Source organism: Microcystis sp. M049S2 (assembly GCF_020245625.1).
Lineage (GTDB): Bacteria > Cyanobacteriota > Cyanobacteriia > Cyanobacteriales > Microcystaceae > Microcystis > Microcystis ichthyoblabe_A.
On record NZ_JADBUN010000233.1, the window covers coordinates 1 to 16883 of the forward strand.

The window sequence follows — 16883 nt, forward strand, 5'->3', positions numbered from 1 at the left end:
CTAGGGTTTTCATCCTATTTTAGAGAGGTATCTCCAGTGTTTTATACTTTAAGTAGAAGCTTTTGAAATTGTCTATAGCAGTGATCCATCAGCTATCGGGGGAATATCCCAACCCTCCCTGATTTTGCTCTATAAACAAGGCTAAATACAGTTATTTTTCCCTAGAAGTTTTCCTAGTAACCCCTATCAACGGTTTAACTTAGGTTGAGATTGATTATATGCCTACCATCGACATATCGGGAGTATCCCACAGTTACGAGTTATTTTCGCCCCAAGCGGATAAACCGGTTTTAGTCTTTATACACGGTTGGCTGCTGAGTCGTCACTACTGGCAGCCTTTGGTAGATATTCTCTCCCCGGATTATCCCTGTCTAGTTTATGATCTCCGGGGCTTTGGCGACTCCCAAAAAATCACCTCTAACAGTCCTCCTAGCAGTTATAACCTTGAATCCTACTCCCAAGACGTTATTACCCTTCTTAACCGCTTAAACCTCGATGCTGCTTGGTTAGTCGGTCATTCCCTCGGTGGTAGTGTGGCTTTGTGGGCCGCGGATATCTGTCCTGAACGGATTAAAGGGGTAATCTGTATGAATGCCGGCGGCGGCATCTATCTAAAGGAGGAATTTGAGCGATTTCGGGAAGCCGGAAGACAGATTTTAGAGAGAAGACCGCCCTGGTTGCCCCATGTTCCCTTGATTGATGTTTTATTCTCGCGGATGATGGTCAAGCAAACCCTAAGTAAAAAATGGGGCAAACAGCGCGTGATTGATTTTGTCCGGGCCGATTACCAAGCGGCCCTAGGGTCACTTTTGGAAACCACCACTATCGGCGAAGTTCATCTTTTACCGCAGATTGTCTCCCGTCTCCCGCAGCCGGTCTATTTTCTGGCGGGGAAAGAGGATACGATTATGGAAGTTAAGTACGTTAACCATCTGGCCAGTTTTCATCCCTTGTTTGAAACTGGCGGCAACGTGATTGAGTTATCCGGTTGTGGTCATTTTGCCATGCTTGAACAAACAGCAGCGGTGGCCGAAAAGATGATGGCTATTTTAAATCAGCATCGGGGTTAGGTGTTGGGGTTTTAGGGTTTTAGTTGAAATTCCCCCATCACCCCATCACCCCATCACCCCATCACCCCATTCCATCCACAGATACTGTTATGAAGTGAAAATTTATGTAACAATGACTCTATAAGGGCGATTTTTTACCGATCGCCGAGGCCGTCTATTAATCGAATCGATGTCTTTGAAGAACGTAGTCCCAAACTGGAAACCTGACTTTCCTTCCCCATTCTTGCCACTACTAGCGGAATTTTTCTCCTTTTTGTGTTACCCACGGGAATTTTTGAGCTATTGCTGAGATTGGCATTTTGTCACTTCCCGTTAGTTGAATTCAACAAAAGAAGCTGTTTAGGAGCAATTTATGTTACACCGCAAGATTTATCAATTCTGTATGGATGGTCAGGAAGTCTGCATTTTCTTGCGCGATCAGCAAAGATGGATTGATAATGCTCGTATTATCGATCTAGAAAGCGATCTCGTCACCATTCGCTACGAAACAGAAGAAGAAGACGAGATTAGTTCTTGGGAAGAAATGGTGCGTTTAGAAAGTATCGGTGCGGTGAGCAGAAAACTGGCCTCCGTGTCGCGGACGAATCCTGATATTAATGTCTCGGAAGATTGTCCGGAAGCAGAACAACTTTATCCCCATTCTCCCGATAGCTTAGATTAATTTTGTCGATTTAAATTACAGTGGCTAGAAGTCCCGAGGTTTGAACAGTGACCAAGGGACTTTTAGGGAATGGAAGGGAAGACAGCCAGTAAGAATCACCACTTGTTCTAAAATTATCGTCAAAGCCGCCAGATTTTCTCTATTATCAGCTGCAGGAGCAAAATGAATTCTAATCCCTACTTCGCTGGCAAGGATATCTATCAAAAATTTGTGGCAGTAGTAATAATTTTAATTAGTTGTTGGTTAGTAACTTTTCCCGCCTTCGCTGGCTCTGCCCCTCTAGAAGTTAAAATTAGTCTAGGCTCCGGGCAAGGAGAATTAAAATTCTTTCCTAGTCAACTAGACTTTATTGCTGGACAAAAATACAAATTAATTCTCGATAATCCCAGTCCCACTAAACATTATTTTACCGCTAAAGACTTTGCCGATGCTAGTTGGACGCAGAAAGTTGAAGCGGGAAAAGTGGAGATTAAAGGGGCAATTCACGAACTAGAATTAAAACCTAATGCACAGGCAGAATGGGTGATAGTTCCCCTCAAAACTGGTAAGTATAAATTAATCTGTACTATTCCGGGTCATGCCGAGGCGGGAATGGTGGGAGAAATCGTCATTAATAACCCATGAATTTAAGAAAAATTGTCTCCTTTGCTTTCCTATTATTTATTCCCCTATCGGTGGTCGCTAGTCGTCTTAATTGGGGAGATCAAGCTATTTTTATCACTGCCGCTTTATCGATCATTCCCCTGTCAATTTGGTTAAGTACGTCTGTGGAAAGAGTTGCCGTAGTCACCGGGCCAACTTTGGGAGGATTAGTTAATGCTATCTTTGGCAATACTACCACTTTAGTTATTGCCTTAATTGCCCTAAAAAAAGGCTTGGTGGACATCGTACAAGCCAGTATTACTGGCAGTATTCTCAGCGATTTATTATTATTTATGGGCATGGGAATGCTCACGGGAGGAATTCGCTACAAAGAGCAGGAATTTAAACCGATTTTAGCGCGGGTAAATGGTTCTTCCATGACTTTAGCAGTAATAGCGATCGCTTTACCAACTTTGGTAATATATACTTCTAACGTGGTGGAAGTTGCCGATATTCTCAGTCTTTCCCTAGTCACCGCTACGGTTTTATTAATAGTTTACGGGTTAACTTTATTATTTTCCCTGAAAACCCATAGCTATCTCTACGAAGTGGGATTAAGTAACGAAAATACCCCCGACAATCAGGTTAGTGAGGAAGAAAAAGCTCAAGTCTGGATTTGGTTACTTGTGCTGCTTACTTCCACCGTAGCTGTAGCTTATGAGTCGGATTTATTTGTTGATGTAGTGGAATCGGTGATGGAAGGATTTAATCTCACTCCTCTCTTTATCGGGGTGATTTTCATTCCTTTAATTAGCGATGTTTCTGGAATAGTTACCGTCATTCAATTAGCCCTAAAAAATCAGATGGATTTAACGGTTTCCGTGGCTATGGGTGATAGTTTATTGGTGGCTTTATTCGTGGCACCTTTATTAGTTTTTATCGGTCAATTTTGGCAGCAACCGATGGATTTAAATTTTAATCCCTTTAACGTGGTGGCTTTGATTGTAGCGGTGGTTGTCACTAATTTAATCAGCTTTACTGGTCGTTCCAATTGGTTAGATGGAACCCTATTACTAGCCACCTATTTAATCTTGGCCGTGGCTTTTTATTACCATCCCACCTAGCCAAAAAAGAGATTTAGGTATTTTCTGATATTTCTGTCTTAGAATGGATCAATATCACCTTACTGCCGCAGGATTGCTGATGATGAAAAGAGGGTTTTGGTTTGTCGTCGGGTTAGTAGTAACGATAATTCTGCTTCCTTCCCTAGTTCTTTCTAATTCCATCGGTGAACAGGGAATTTATGCCGATCGCCTGCGGGGGGAACCCTATAATTTATTAGGGCGAAAAATTGCCATCGGTCAAGTGGAAATCGGCCGACCGGCTCAGTTCGGTTATGATAAAGTGGCAGCTTGGCAGCCTCCCTATAAATTAGCCGGTGTTTTTTTTCGCGATCAAATTGCCAAACCCAACACCTATCTAGATAATCACGCCGCTATGGTGGCAACGGTGATGGTCAGTGATGATAAAAAAATCCCCGGAGTGGCCCCAAAAGCGAGATTATATTCGGGGGCGGTGGGTTCTTTGCGACGCGGCGGACAACCGGAAGAATGTCTTACCAGTCAAAATATTGCCCGACAAAATAGCGGTGATGTGCGAGCAATTAACTTTAGTTTTGGGGAATCTTTGCAAAGAGATCAGCGACAGGAACCAAAATTAGATGGTCAAGCTTTATTAACTCAATGTGTTGATTGGTCATCGCGAGTTGATGATGTTCTTTATGTAATTGCCGGTAATCAAGGTAAGGGAGGAATTCCCATTCCCACCGATCATTTTAACGGCATTACTACCGCCTATACAGCCAAAAGAGAAGGAAAATTTACTAAAGTTGATTTTGCTAATATTAGTGCTTTGCCGGTGGGTATTGGTCGCAGTTTAATTAAACGGGAAATTAATGATGGTTTGCGGCGGTCAATTAATTTAGTTGCTCCCGGCAATAAAATAGAGCTTTATGACCTCAAAGGTAAATTAAATACTGTTAGTGGCACCAGTTTCGCCGCTCCTCATATTACGGCATCCGTGGCACTTTTACAAGAATACGGCGATCAACAAATTAATCAAAAAAATCCCCATTGGAGTCTCGATTCTCGTCATCATGAAGTGATGAAGGCAGTAATGCTTAATGCTGCCGATAAAATTAAAGATACGGGTGATGGCTTACGGTTAGGTATGAGACGGACAGTCTTAACTAAAGACCAAAAAACTTGGTTAGAGTCCGATGCTTATAAAGACCCGAAAATTCCTTTAGATATACAGATGGGGACGGGACATCTTAACACTTTTCGCGCCTACCAACAGTTTAGTAATGGTCAATGGTCCGCCGCAGAATCTATTCCTGCTATTGGTTGGGATTACGCTACAGTTACCGCTAATAGTTATCAAGATTATGCCCTAGAGAAGCCCTTAAAAGCTAATAGTTTTGTTTCGATCACTTTAGCTTGGGATCGTTTGGTAGAACTAATCGATACTAATCGCAATAATCTCTATGATCTCGATGAAAGTTTCCGGGATCGCGGCCTGAATAATTTAGATGTTTATCTTTTACCTGCTCAAGAGGATAATAATACTAAATACACCTGTGCTTCCCTGAGTGATAGTGATAGTTTAGAGCATATTTTTTGTCCTGTACCCATCTCTGGAAACTATAAAATTCGGGTTCTTTATCGTCAACAAGTTAATGATAAAGAACAAGCTTTTGCTCTCGCTTGGTGGACGGTTCCTGAATAATAAAAATGATAGTAAGTAGGTAGGTGTTAAAAGTTGTCAGACATCCCCCTTATCAAGCTATCCATTAGTCAGATCTTTCTTAACAAAAAGAGAAGAAACTTAAAAAAAGGGGAAACGATTGATAGGTATAGTTTTGAAAGAAGGAATCAAGGTGGAGGTAAGCAAAAAAATGGAGAAATGGGCAGCCCAAGAATTACAATATGCAGACCTAGGGGACACCAGAAGAAAGAAAAGGTTAATCAGTATCGTAGAAAACTTGGCCAGCCAACCTAGAACAAGTGTGCCACAAGCTTCAGGAAATCTAGCCGCAGCGAGTGCCACCTACGACTTTTGGAATTCCCCCTATTTTCACCCGTCAGATATAATTGCCGCCCAAGCCAAAAGTACAGTAGAAAGAATCAAAGAACATCTAATAAGTAGGTAGGCGTTAAAAGTTGTCAGATGCCCCCCTTATTAAGGGGGGATTAAGGGGGGACTAAGGGGGGATCGGCACCCCCCTTATCAAGGGGGGCAGGGGGGATCGAACCTAAAATCCATTTTTAATTTAATTATAACCAGCTACTTATATTCAACAAGTCAGATCGGCTCGATTTTGTGTTATAATCAAAGCTGGGCTTTAAAGACAATATTCTCAGCAAATTATGCCTATTGTTCTTACTGGCACTCTAATTGCACCGAAAGATTAATTTAACCTTGATCTGTCGGGACTGATTTCTTAACCTTTTAATAAATTGATTTTTTCCCTAGTCAGGCTAGAATCAGTAAGATTAGCATCCAAAATAATCGGGGTAACTTTGGTTAATCTGGGGCAATGTAGCCTAAAAAAACGCCAAAAATAGTCAAATTTAGACTTGAGTGGCTTCTTACTAACTGTTTAATCTATTATTTAGGTATTAGACTCTATGGCTAAAGCTTCTACCGTAACTTCTGAAATCGATCTTAAAGATTCGCAATATTACTTTAACCGAGAATTAAGCTGGTTAGAATTTAATCGTCGCGTGCTTTATGAGGCACTTGATCCTCGGACTCCCCTACTAGAAAGATTAAAATTTACCGCCATTTTTTGTGCCAATCTCGACGAGTTTTTTATGGTACGGGTGGCAGTGCTTAAACAACAGGTAGAGGCAAATGTAGCCGTTTTAAGTGCCGATGGCCGGACTGCCTCGGAACAGCTAACCGAGATCAGTAAACGTCTGCTTCCCCTTGTACAACAGCAGGATCGTCTTTTTGAACACACCCTAAAAAACCTCTTAGTGGAACAGGGAATTCATCTGATTAACTATGTAGATTTAAATCAAGAACAGCGCAATTATCTCCATGATTACTTTGAACAAAATATTTTCCCCGTTTTAACTCCTCTAGCGGTGGATCCTAGTCATCCTTTTCCCTATATTTCTAATCTTAGTCTCAATTTAGCCGTAGTCGTTCGCGATCCCGACACCGATAAAGAACTATTTGCCAGGGTGAAAGTGCCGCAGGTTTTCCCCCGTTTTCTGGCATTATCCAAAGAATTACGCCACCAAGACGGAAAAGCTTCGATTTGGACGGGAGTACCTCTGGAACAGGTGGTAATGCACAATTTAGAGGCACTTTTCCCCGGCATGATCATTCAAGAATGTTATCCTTTTCGGGTGACACGCAACGCCGATATCTCCGTCGAAGAAGACGAGGCCGATGATTTATTATTAGCGATCGAGGAAGAAGTACGCAAGCGCCGCATCGGTAAATCGGCAGTACGTCTGGAAATTCACAGTTCTACTCCTAGCAATATTAAAGACCGGATCATGCGCGATCTGGGACTTGAGGAGATCGATGTTTACGATGTGGATGGACTGCTGGGACACAAAGATTTATTTTATTTTATGTCTTTACCCTGTCCCGAACTGAAAGATCCCCCTTGGAATCCTGTCACCCCACCAGTTTTACAGGGATTGCGAGAAATAGTTGACGGTAACGAAGACGGTATCCTAGAACAGGATGGCGAAGATATTTTTACTTTAATTCGCAATAACGATATTCTCGTTCATCACCCTTACCATTCCTTTAGTGCCTCAGTACAACAGTTTATCGCCCAGGCGGCCTATGATGCCCATGTTTTAGCGATTAAAATGACTTTGTATCGTACTTCCGGAGATTCCCCGATTGTCAATTCCCTGATTGCAGCGGCGGAAAATGGCAAACAGGTAGCGGCGTTAGTGGAACTAAAAGCACGCTTTGATGAGGAAAATAACATTAGTTGGGCGAAAAAGCTCGAACAAGCCGGAGTTCACGTTGTTTATGGCTTAGTTGGTCTAAAAACCCACACGAAAGTGGTTCTCGTGGTCAGAAAGGAAGGGGATAAAATCCGTCGTTATTTCCATATTGGCACGGGCAATTATAACCCAAAAACAGCTAAATTATACACTGATTTGGGTTTACTTAGCTGTCGTGAGGATTTAGGGGCAGATATCACCGATTTATTTAACTTTCTGACCGGATACTCCCGTCAGCAATCCTATCGCAAACTTTTAATTGCTCCAGTGAGTTTGCGAAAACGGATGTTAGCAATGATCGATCGCGAGGCCAAAAACTGTAAAAATGGCGGTACGGGGCGCATTGTGGCAAAAATGAACTCTATTGTCGATAAACCGATTATAGAAGCCTTATACGCCGCTTCTCGTGCTGGTGTGCAGATTGACTTAATTATTCGCGGCATCTGTTGTTTACGGCCCGGATTGCCAGAAATAAGCGAAAATATCCGAGTAATTAGCATTATCGGCCGCTTTTTGGAACATTCCCGCATTTTTTACTTTTACAATGATGGTCAGGAGGAGGTGTATATTGGTAGCGCCGATTGGATGACGCGGAACCTGACTCGTCGCGTGGAAGCAGTGACACCCATCGATGAACCAGCGATCGCCAAGGAACTGGAAGAAATTCTCGGCATTATGTTGTCAGATAACCGACAAGCATGGGAATTACAATCCGATGGCAGTTATATTCAGCGTCGTGCTGACAATGAGGGACAGGAAAGCAGTACCCATGTAATTTTAATGGACAAAGCCCTTAAATCTGCGGGTGTTAGTCAATAGGAACAGTTATCAGTTATCAGTTATCAGTATTCTCTCGTTGACCCCCTCGGATGCCCTTCTACTTCTGGAGTTCGGGGCTTGATAATCTGACTTATTGAGAATAATTTTTATTTGTCGGAGATAATTTAACCCCCCCTCAGAAAATGGGGTGTAGAATGGTGTCAGGGCAATACTTTCATTTATTTCACGGGAACTATTTGTTAGGATCGAAAAATCTTTACGTTCAGCCACAACCATGAGCGTTCTTGTCAAACCCTCTAGCCTGATTCCCAAAGGATTGCGGGTACAACAGATTAATAATCTCAGCCTATTCAAATTTACAGATGAACTGGGCGATTAGATGCAGACGCTTCTTGACAAGAAAAAAGCTGATGATCTCACCCCGGAGGAAGTCCTTGAGCTAGAAGCGATTGGCGAACTCGACCAAATTTTCAGCTACATCAACGCTGTCATTGCCGCCAGAGTAAATGGTCATTCCTAAATCGCTCCACCATATTGTTCGACAACGCGCTAGGTTTCAGTGTGAATACTGTCACTATCCCGAACTCCTCAGTGATGCTCTCACCCTGTTTTTACATTGGCGCAAGTCATGCTATATTATGGGCTGTGGCTCTTCGTTACTTGGCATGATTCGATCAGGGGGCATAAATCGAAGCAATGTCTTTCTGTGTAAGGGTTTTATCCTTTATAACCCCCTCCATTGCATAACACAAACCGAAGAGCCTAAACTGCTAAAAGTTGAACTTTTTCTGGATCGGCTAGAAGAAATCACAGACCAAGCTTCTGACGGTATTGAGAAAGCCAAGCTTTAAACCGTTCGCAGTACCCAAATCAAACTATCTCTTTCATTTAATCAACTCAAACTACTGGAGAGACTCATGGTTGAAACTACAACAAAACTCAAAAAGTTTACGATTTTACATTCCAATGATATGCACGGCGACTTTTTAGCGGAGGCTAAAACTGGACAAGGTGGTTTGATCGGCGGGTTATCATTGCTTTCTGGTTATATCAATCAAGTGCGTCAAACGGAAAAAAATACACTTTATGTTATTTCAGGTGATATGCTTCAAGGTTCGATGATTGATACCGAATTTAAAGGCTTATCAACCATGGAAATCATGAATTACCTAGCACCTAATGTAGTGACTTTAGGAAACCACGAATTAGACTATGGCTTTCCTCATTTGCTCTTCTTAGAAAAAATGGCAAACTTTCCTATTGTTAATGCCAACTTGTACATTAAAAAGTACGGTAAAAGGTTGATGAACCCCTATATCATCCTCAATGTAGATGGATTTGATGTTATGTTCATTGGTATTGTCACCGAAGAGGTTCTTAGTGCCTTAAAGCTGGACAAAAGCATTGGTACATTTGTTGGACTAGAAGATGCAGCGGCTGAAGTTGGTAAGATCTGTAATACCTACAAAAATGAAGATATTGATTTGACAATTCTCCTAACTCACATTGGTTTTGAAGAGGATCAAAAGTTAGCGGCTATGTTAGACCCTGAGTGGGGGGTGGACATGATCATTGGTGGACATTCTCATACACTTTTAGAACAGCCTGCCCAAGTAAACAACATTTTAATCACCCAGGCCGCCGTTGGGACTGATCAGATCGGACGTTTCGATATTACAGTAGACGACGATACGAACAGCATTGTCGAATGGAAATGGGAGCTTATTCCTATTAATGATCAGGTAGCTAGTCCTGACGTAGATTTGCAAAATTTTATCAATACCTACAAAGAACAAGTAGATCGCAAGTACAATCGTATTGTTAGCCGTTTAAATCGTCAATTGACTCATCCCGTGCGCGAACAAGAAACTGAGTTAGGTAATTTAATCGCTGATATCTTCTTAGAAATAGATACGATTGATGTCGTGCTTGTCGGTAGTGGTTCCATACGAGGTAAAGAATTAGGGCCTGTGGTCACTCTTGAAGATCTTAAGAAGGTTTATCCGTATGATGGTTCTCTTTATAAAATTAAAGTTACTGGAGCGCAACTGACAAAGGTATTTACCCATTTTCTGCGCCCAGAAAACAGAAAGCCTGGGGAAAGTCAATGTTATCAAATCAGCAAAGGTGTTCGAGTAGTTTATAACAATACTAAGAAAGCAATTGAATCTTTCAGTATTAATGAACAACCTGTAGAGGCTGATCGTTTATATGTAATCTGCGTGCAAGATTATCATTATCAAAATTCGCTGAAGAGTTTGAATCTCACGCCTGAAGAAATAGCTAACGCTAAAGTTGTTACTACTTCAAGCCAAGGTGTTCTTGAAGAATATTTAAGTACTCATCAACTCCTTGACGGTCAGGTGGAAGGACGCTGGACTTTTGTTAACTAGAGTTTATGACTCTACCCAATTCGTGAAGCGTCTGAATGGAAACGAGGAATGTTAAAACATTCCTTTTTATTTTCCGTACAACTTGCTTCCAATTCGTGAAGCGTATGAATGGAAACCAAAAACGCTGCCCGACCCGACCTTCTGTGGGAAAACGATAGCTTGCTTCCAATTCGTGAAGCGTATGAATGGAAACGTGCCACTAAGGCCACGGGTAAAGGGAGCAGTTAGCTGACTTGCTTCCAATTCGTGAAGCGTATGAATGGAAACCCAAAAGGATTTTGAATCGCATCTGGCACATCAAAAGCTTGCTTCCAATTCGTGAAGCGTATGAATGGAAACAGAATGCCAGGGATCAATCCCATCTCATCGGTTAAGAAAAATCCGAGATTTCAGCGAGATTATGCGTCAGTGGGGACAAAAATTTCAGAGGAACTTTAACCAGACTGAACTCGGCAGAATAATTTATGCGGGAGGAGATGATTTTTTAGGCATCGTTTATAATAGCCAATTTCCTGATCCACAACTCGACTCGATCGATCTCGATCGAGTTCTCCACTGGCTACAAACCCCTCATAAGTAGGGTTTGCTGAATAAATGTGAAATGTAGGCAAGGTCAGGGTTTTGTGGCTTTTCTCGTGAAACAGGTGCAAGATTTTGAGAGAATCGTGCTTCAAAACCTTGCGTCTTCATCGGCCCGCGTCCTGTAGGGGCGAAGCATTCGGGCAGTAACCTATCGGTGAAACCGTAGATTTTCTATCCCAATGCTTCGCCCGTACTTTTTCAGCAAACCCTAAGTAGCGATCGCACTTTCAAAAGACCAAATAATCACATTTAAAGGATTTTGCTTTAAATCTTTTCATAAGTAGGTAGGCGTTAAAAGCTGTCAGATGCCCCCCTTATTAAGGGGGGATTAAGGGGGGATCGGCACCCCCCTTATTAAGGGGGGATTAAGGGGGGATCGGCACCCCCCTTATCAAGGGGGGCAGGGGGGATCGAACCTAAAATCCATTTTTAATTTAATTATAACCAGCTACTTAGGAAGCAATAAAATCATCTCGTGAGATACCCGCTTGAGTGCAAATAATCCTTAGTGTAGAGCTTTTAATTTGCTTGTGATTGGGTAGCGTTAAAAGTGTTTTTGTTCCATCTGGATTTTTTCTAATCATAGAAATATGCTCTTTTTATCTAACAATTGAAAAACCAAATTTTTCAAGAACTTTAATCACTTTGGCTTTAGGGGCATCAGCGGGAAATTTTGCCATTAGACTATTGCTTCTACAACAAAGGCTTCTAATAAAGATGAGTCAGCTTCGAGAACTTATTCCCCAAAGGTTTCAACATGAAAAGCGATCGCCGATTGCACATCATTAAGAGCATCTTCATAGGTATCACCCTCACCGACTACTACGCCTTGAATTCCCAATGGATAGGCGATATAGCCATCAGAATGTTTTTCCACAATGATTTTAATGGATTTCATAAATTCTTGACACTTTACAGGAATTTCCTGATCCTATCTCATTTCTATAGGACTTTGATAAGAAAACGATCGCCTCTCCTCCTCATCAAAATCTCCAAAAAAGTTGACTCTCCAAAAGTGATCGCTATTCCTCATCATCAAAAAGCGATCGCATCCTCCAATTGTATCCCCACAAAACGTGATCGCTATTCTTAAACGATGCTATAGTCAGAATAGTGAGTTCTAATTACAAGAATGCAAGTTAAAGACCTAAGTGTTGAAGATTTTAAGTTTTTGATTCAAGAAACTGTTACGGAAACAGTTCAATCTCTACTAAATGATCCTGATATTGATAAACAACTTAAAACCGAAGTCTCTCAATCTCTAGCTGACTCTTTACAGCGAACTCGAAATGGAGAACGGGGAATTTCTGCGGAAGAAGTAGCTCAAAGATTAGGATTAGATTGGTAATGCCTCGCCATATAGAATTTACCGATAAAGCTTTTGAAGGTTTAGAGTCGCTTACGGCAGTTGTTCGCGAGCGTGTCTTTTAAAAAAGTTCGTTGGATAAATGAAAATTTTGATGATATTAGACATCAAAGTTTAAGTTCTAATTTAAGCGGTTTGTTTAAACTTAGAATTGGCGATTACAGGGTGATATATTCTTTTGATGATGACTTTATTACAATTCATCAAGTTGGTCATCGTCGAGATATTTATTCTGATTAGTTTTAGTTTAATTACTTCCATTCCCAAAAATTGCTCCTTCCAAAAACGATCGCACTCCTCCTCATCAAAATCTCCAAAAAAGTTGACTCTCCAAAAGTGATCGCTATTCCTCATCATCAAAAAGCGATGTCGTGCTGACAATGAGGGACAGGAAAGCAGTACCCATGTAATTTTAATGGACAAGGCCCTTAAATCTGCGGGTATTAGTCCATAGGAACAGTGATCAGTTATCAGTGATCAGTGATCAGTTATCAACATTTTTCGCGGGTTAGACACAATGGCTGAAAATCTAGAGTTTTCGTTGAGGTGCGTCGATGCCTTGTCCAGTAAGGCTTTGAGCCTCATGACTGAGGTGACTATTGAAAATTATTATTAATAATGTCTATGCTTTTCAGTATCCCACGAAAAATCGTTGTACAATCCTTGTACAGCCTAGCTTTGCAAAGCTAGTCTTGCTTCCAATTCGTGAAGCGTATGAATGGAAACTTTCTAAATTCGGTCACCGTCATCTTTCCGAAACGAAAGAATCTTCGGGCGACTTGCTTCCAATTCGTGAAGCGTATGAATGGAAACCGAATAAGATTCCGGGTTTTGGCAAATAAATTGCCGTCATTGACTTGCTTCCAATTCGTGAAGCGTATGAATGGAAACGTGTTTTCAGCGAGTGCCTCTCGCCACTCTTCGGCGAGTCCGAGATACTTGCTTCCAATTCGCGAAGCGTATGAATGGAAACTCAGTCCAATCCCTAGTAATCGCCTCTCGTTGAGGATTAGTCGCAAACTTGCTTCCAATTCGTGAAGCGTATGAATGGAAACACTTTTGCAGCCATTCCATTTCGGCCTGCCACAATTGTCTTGCTTCCAATTCGTGAAGCGTATGAATGGAAACATTTACAAGTGGAACAACCACTTGATAAATTTTTTGAGATCCTTGCTTCCAATTCGTGAAGCGTATGAATGGAAACGGGTTCTTTTGGCTGTACGGTCCTCCGAAGAAGTACCTTGCTTCCAATTCGTGAAGCGTATGAATGGAAACGAACTTGTGCCAACTGGTCTGCGAGGAAAGGATTAGCCTCTTGCTTCCAATTCGTGAAGCGTATGAATGGAAACTGTTCTTTCCGAAATGATGAAAAGGGTTCTAGGAGTCATCTTGCTTCCAATTCGTGAAGCGTATGAATGGAAACCTTTGAATGGGCCCTTCTTTGCACGAATCTTGCGATTCTTGCTTCCAATTCGTGAAGCGTATGAATGGAAACCAATTCTTCAGAACTCACTAACACATGGCCCAGAACGCCTTGCTTCCAATTCGTGAAGCGTATGAATGGAAACACCAGGGTAGCTGTTTTGCTCGAAACAAAGCCTTCCGACTTGCTTCCAATTCGTGAAGCGTATGAATGGAAACTTTCTCCTTTAACAGGGGTCCTACGAGGTCCTGCAGGGGTCCTACTTGCTTCCAATTCGTGAAGCGTATGAATGGAAACTCTTTGGGTAACGCATCAGATAAGTCAATCAGATCATCTTGCTTCCAATTCGTGAAGCGTATGAATGGAAACTTAGGCGGGAAATTTAGGCAGGGTGCCTAAGAATTCGACTTTCTTGCTTCCAATTCGTGAAGCGTATGAATGGAAACTCGCGGCTCATTTCCTCGTATTCTTCCACAGAATACCTTGCTTCCAATTCGTGAAGCGTATGAATGGAAACTTCTGGAAATATTATTTCCGCGGGATAGTATGCCATAACAACTTGCTTCCAATTCGTGAAGCGTATGAATGGAAACAATCGAAAACGTCAACCCCATGGTGATTTGCCCACTCTTCTTGCTTCCAATTCGTGAAGCGTATGAATGGAAACTCTTTATCCGTGTTGATATAGTCGAGTGCTAACAAAATGTCTTGCTTCCAATTCGTGAAGCGTATGAATGGAAACTCATTACTGATTACTGATCACTAACTATTACTTGCTTCCAATTCGTGAAGCGTATGAATGGAAAAGATGTGTAGGGTCAATTCATGAATTAACCCTACAATTTTTTTAATTCCAATTAGTTAAGCGTCTGAATAGAAACGATGCTTAATTAAGAAAAATCAATGAAAATAAAGATTGTTTAAGAAAAATTATTTAAAATTAACACAATAATTAGAAATTTAGTGATAGATATAAAAGTACAAAAGAGCCAATTAATCTAACAATCCTATTTTTTTAGCCAGAGATAAGTCTTTTCTAGGTCTTTTCAAGGCTGTTGAATATACCTATTAAACAATCGAGTTTTCTATAGCTTTATGCCCAAATATATAGCCATCACCTTCTCCCCCGTCCAAAGCTTTATTGAAAAATCCCGCAAATTGAGGGACCTGTACGGAGCCTCTCAGATTCTCTCGGATCTGACCAGTACAATCGTCACCCACCGGCCCGAGCAGTACCACCTAATTAGCCCCGGACTCCTAAACTCCCAACAGGGAATGCCCAACCGTGTTCTCCTGAAAATCGATAGCGAAATGCAGTCCTCCTCCTCCGAGGAAATCATTGCGGAACTGCAACGAGCCTTTTTAAATCGTTGGAAAAATATTCTCGCAACCTGTAGAAAATGGGTCGAAAACGCCCTCGCGCCTTACTATCGATCCTCAGAATGGAATTGGCAAAAAAGCTGGAAAAAGTGGGAAAAACGCACCTGGGAATTTTTCTGGGGCATGGGGGACAATCTAGAGTCCGCCATGGTCGATCTGGAAAATCGTAAACTCGCCCGCAATTGGCAAGGGGTGAATTGGGTCGGGGAAAGCTCTAGTCTGTCCGGGACTGACGCGATCGCTTGGTACGGGATGGATCGGGAAAACCAAGACATGAAAACGCTTGACTGGAGCGAAGAAAACCGACATATCGCCCTATTCTACCGAAGATTAGCCTTCCTACTCGATGGAGTTAACGATCCTGACGGTCAACCCAAAGATAGACAACCGGAAGGCAAATACATCGATGGAAACGAAAGATTGAATATTCCCGAATTAACCAAACGGTTGATCACTCTCCCACATATCGCCCGCTCTCTAGGAGTCGAACTTCCCGAAGAACTTCGCCAGCGAGGATTTCGAGACCTGATCAGGAGACCGCAAGATAACCCCGCCTCAGTGGGACAAAAAACGGGCTGGTTCATGGGAGATGGCGATAAAGTGGGCGATTACCTGAAAAACCTCGGCTCAGACCAAAAAATCCGAGATTTCAGCAAGATTATGCGTCAGTGGGGACAAAAATTTCAGAGGGATTTTAACCAGACCGAACTCGGTAGAATAATTTACGCGGGAGGAGATGATTTTTTGGGCATCGTTTATAATAGCCAATTTCCTGATCCACAACTCGACTCGATCGAGATCGATCGAGTTTTCCACTGGCTACAAACCCTCGATCAACAGTGGAAAACTGGAAAAACTGAAGAAATCAATCAACGGGTGACTCTAAGTCTCGGCTTCGTTTGGGCAGCCCACAGCATTCCCCAGAGAGACGTTTTACAGCACTGTCGGGAAGCAGAACAGCGCTCGAAAAAACTAGGACGCGATCGCCTCACCATCCGCGTTTTATTTAACAACGGGCAATATGTTCAATGGACAACCAGATGGAAATACTTGAACACGCTAAACCACTATCGAGATCGGGACGGCGGGAAAAATTGGGGTCATATCTATAGCGACTTCGCCCGACTAAAAGCCCGTCACGCTTTCGGCCTGGGCTATCTCGATAACCCTAGAAGCCATTCCGATGGCGCAGACTCGAAAATCCTCGATAACCTCTCCACACTCCTACAGTTTTTCGATCTATACTTTAGCGGCTATAAAAAAATTTTAGAAAAAGAAGATGATCAGATCGTCTCCCTCCCAAAGGACGCGCCATCGAAGGACTACGCTAGGGCGATCGTTCGCTGGATAGACGAACTGATCGCGATCGGTTGGCATCTCTCGATCGGGGAAACGATCAAAAAATAATCCTAAATCCGAATCTATTGCCTATTGCCTATCCTAACCAAGAAATTAATTTTGCACGACTACTTAGGGTTTGCTGAATAAATCTAAAAACCTTGTTGGGTAAACCTTTTAGACTTTTTTTCCCTCAAAAAGTGCCAACCATTGGAGTGATCGGGGGTAAAATCCCTGAACTTTTTCCCTGAAAATTAGGTAATTGACCA

13 protein-coding genes, 1 pseudogene and 2 CRISPR repeat arrays are annotated in these 16883 nt (G+C 42.1%); of the genes and pseudogenes, 13 read left to right on the top strand and 1 reads right to left on the bottom strand.

Annotated elements, in window-relative coordinates:
- The first annotated feature begins 218 nt into the window (after positions 1–218).
- The 10 genes and pseudogenes from IM496_RS18805 to IM496_RS18850 all read left to right on the top strand — a co-directional run bounded on the left by IM496_RS18805 (position 219) and on the right by IM496_RS18850 (position 11105).
- On the top strand, positions 219–1070 hold the full coding sequence (locus IM496_RS18805; RefSeq protein WP_287662915.1) for an alpha/beta fold hydrolase: 852 nt from the start codon (positions 219–221) through the stop codon (positions 1068–1070).
- Between the two features lie 352 nt (positions 1071–1422).
- The gene (locus IM496_RS18810; protein ID WP_002735547.1) at positions 1423–1731 is read left to right on the top strand and encodes a DUF6679 family protein; all 309 of its coding nucleotides are present in this window, start codon (positions 1423–1425) and stop codon (positions 1729–1731) included.
- 162 nt (positions 1732–1893) lie between these two features.
- Positions 1894–2355, top strand: a complete 462-nt coding sequence (locus IM496_RS18815; protein WP_287662916.1) for a cupredoxin domain-containing protein — start codon at positions 1894–1896, stop codon at positions 2353–2355.
- Positions 2352–3437: a calcium/proton exchanger gene (gene cax / locus IM496_RS18820; protein WP_002751443.1), complete on the top strand. Its 1086-nt coding sequence runs from the start codon at positions 2352–2354 to the stop codon at positions 3435–3437. Before IM496_RS18815 ends, cax begins: the two co-directional genes overlap by 4 nt.
- Before the next feature lie 43 nt (positions 3438–3480).
- Entirely contained in the window at positions 3481–5100 is a 1620-nt protein-coding gene (locus IM496_RS18825) for a S8 family serine peptidase (RefSeq protein ID WP_287662917.1), read from the top strand.
- Between the two features lie 169 nt (positions 5101–5269).
- Positions 5270–5515 (top strand): annotated as a pseudogene (locus tag IM496_RS18830) (IS4/Tn5 family transposase DNA-binding protein); the annotation flags it as partial.
- 487 nt (positions 5516–6002) lie between these two features.
- A complete protein-coding gene (ppk1, locus tag IM496_RS18835; protein WP_287662918.1) occupies positions 6003–8171 on the top strand; it encodes a polyphosphate kinase 1 in 2169 nt (722 codons plus the stop codon).
- Positions 8172–8511: 340 nt separating this feature from the next.
- Positions 8512–8652 carry a hypothetical protein gene (locus IM496_RS18840; RefSeq protein WP_002786871.1) on the top strand — a complete coding sequence of 47 codons (141 nt, stop codon included), beginning with the start codon at positions 8512–8514 and terminating at the stop codon, positions 8650–8652.
- Positions 8653–9049: 397 nt separating this feature from the next.
- Complete coding sequence (locus IM496_RS18845; RefSeq protein ID WP_002762888.1) at positions 9050–10525, top strand: bifunctional metallophosphatase/5'-nucleotidase; 1476 nt, start codon at positions 9050–9052, stop codon at positions 10523–10525.
- Positions 10526–10533: 8 nt separating this feature from the next.
- Positions 10534–10864: direct repeats of the CRISPR family, unit length 35 nt; unit sequence CTTGCTTCCAATTCGTGAAGCGTATGAATGGAAAC.
- Positions 10865–10925: 61 nt separating this feature from the next.
- Positions 10926–11105 carry a hypothetical protein gene (locus IM496_RS18850; RefSeq protein ID WP_287233507.1) on the top strand — a complete coding sequence of 60 codons (180 nt, stop codon included), beginning with the start codon at positions 10926–10928 and terminating at the stop codon, positions 11103–11105.
- A 738-nt stretch (positions 11106–11843) separates the two neighbouring features.
- Here IM496_RS18850 and IM496_RS18855 read toward each other — a convergent pair.
- Positions 11844–12005, bottom strand: a complete 162-nt coding sequence (locus IM496_RS18855; RefSeq protein WP_112600503.1) for a type II toxin-antitoxin system HicB family antitoxin — start codon at positions 12003–12005, stop codon at positions 11844–11846.
- A 234-nt stretch (positions 12006–12239) separates the two neighbouring features.
- On the opposite strand from IM496_RS18855, the gene IM496_RS18860 reads away from it, so the two are divergent.
- The 3 genes from IM496_RS18860 to IM496_RS18870 all read left to right on the top strand — a co-directional run bounded on the left by IM496_RS18860 (position 12240) and on the right by IM496_RS18870 (position 16683).
- Positions 12240–12455, top strand: coding sequence for a hypothetical protein (locus IM496_RS18860; RefSeq protein ID WP_002732549.1), 216 nt, complete (start codon positions 12240–12242; stop codon positions 12453–12455).
- 72 nt (positions 12456–12527) lie between these two features.
- Positions 12528–12713: a type II toxin-antitoxin system RelE family toxin gene (locus IM496_RS18865; protein ID WP_223210821.1), complete on the top strand. Its 186-nt coding sequence runs from the start codon at positions 12528–12530 to the stop codon at positions 12711–12713.
- 451 nt (positions 12714–13164) lie between these two features.
- Positions 13165–14777: a CRISPR direct-repeat array (repeat unit 35 nt; unit sequence CTTGCTTCCAATTCGTGAAGCGTATGAATGGAAAC).
- Between the two features lie 214 nt (positions 14778–14991).
- Entirely contained in the window at positions 14992–16683 is a 1692-nt protein-coding gene (locus IM496_RS18870) for a Cas10/Cmr2 second palm domain-containing protein (RefSeq protein WP_287662922.1), read from the top strand.
- Positions 16684–16883: the final 200 nt, after the last annotated feature.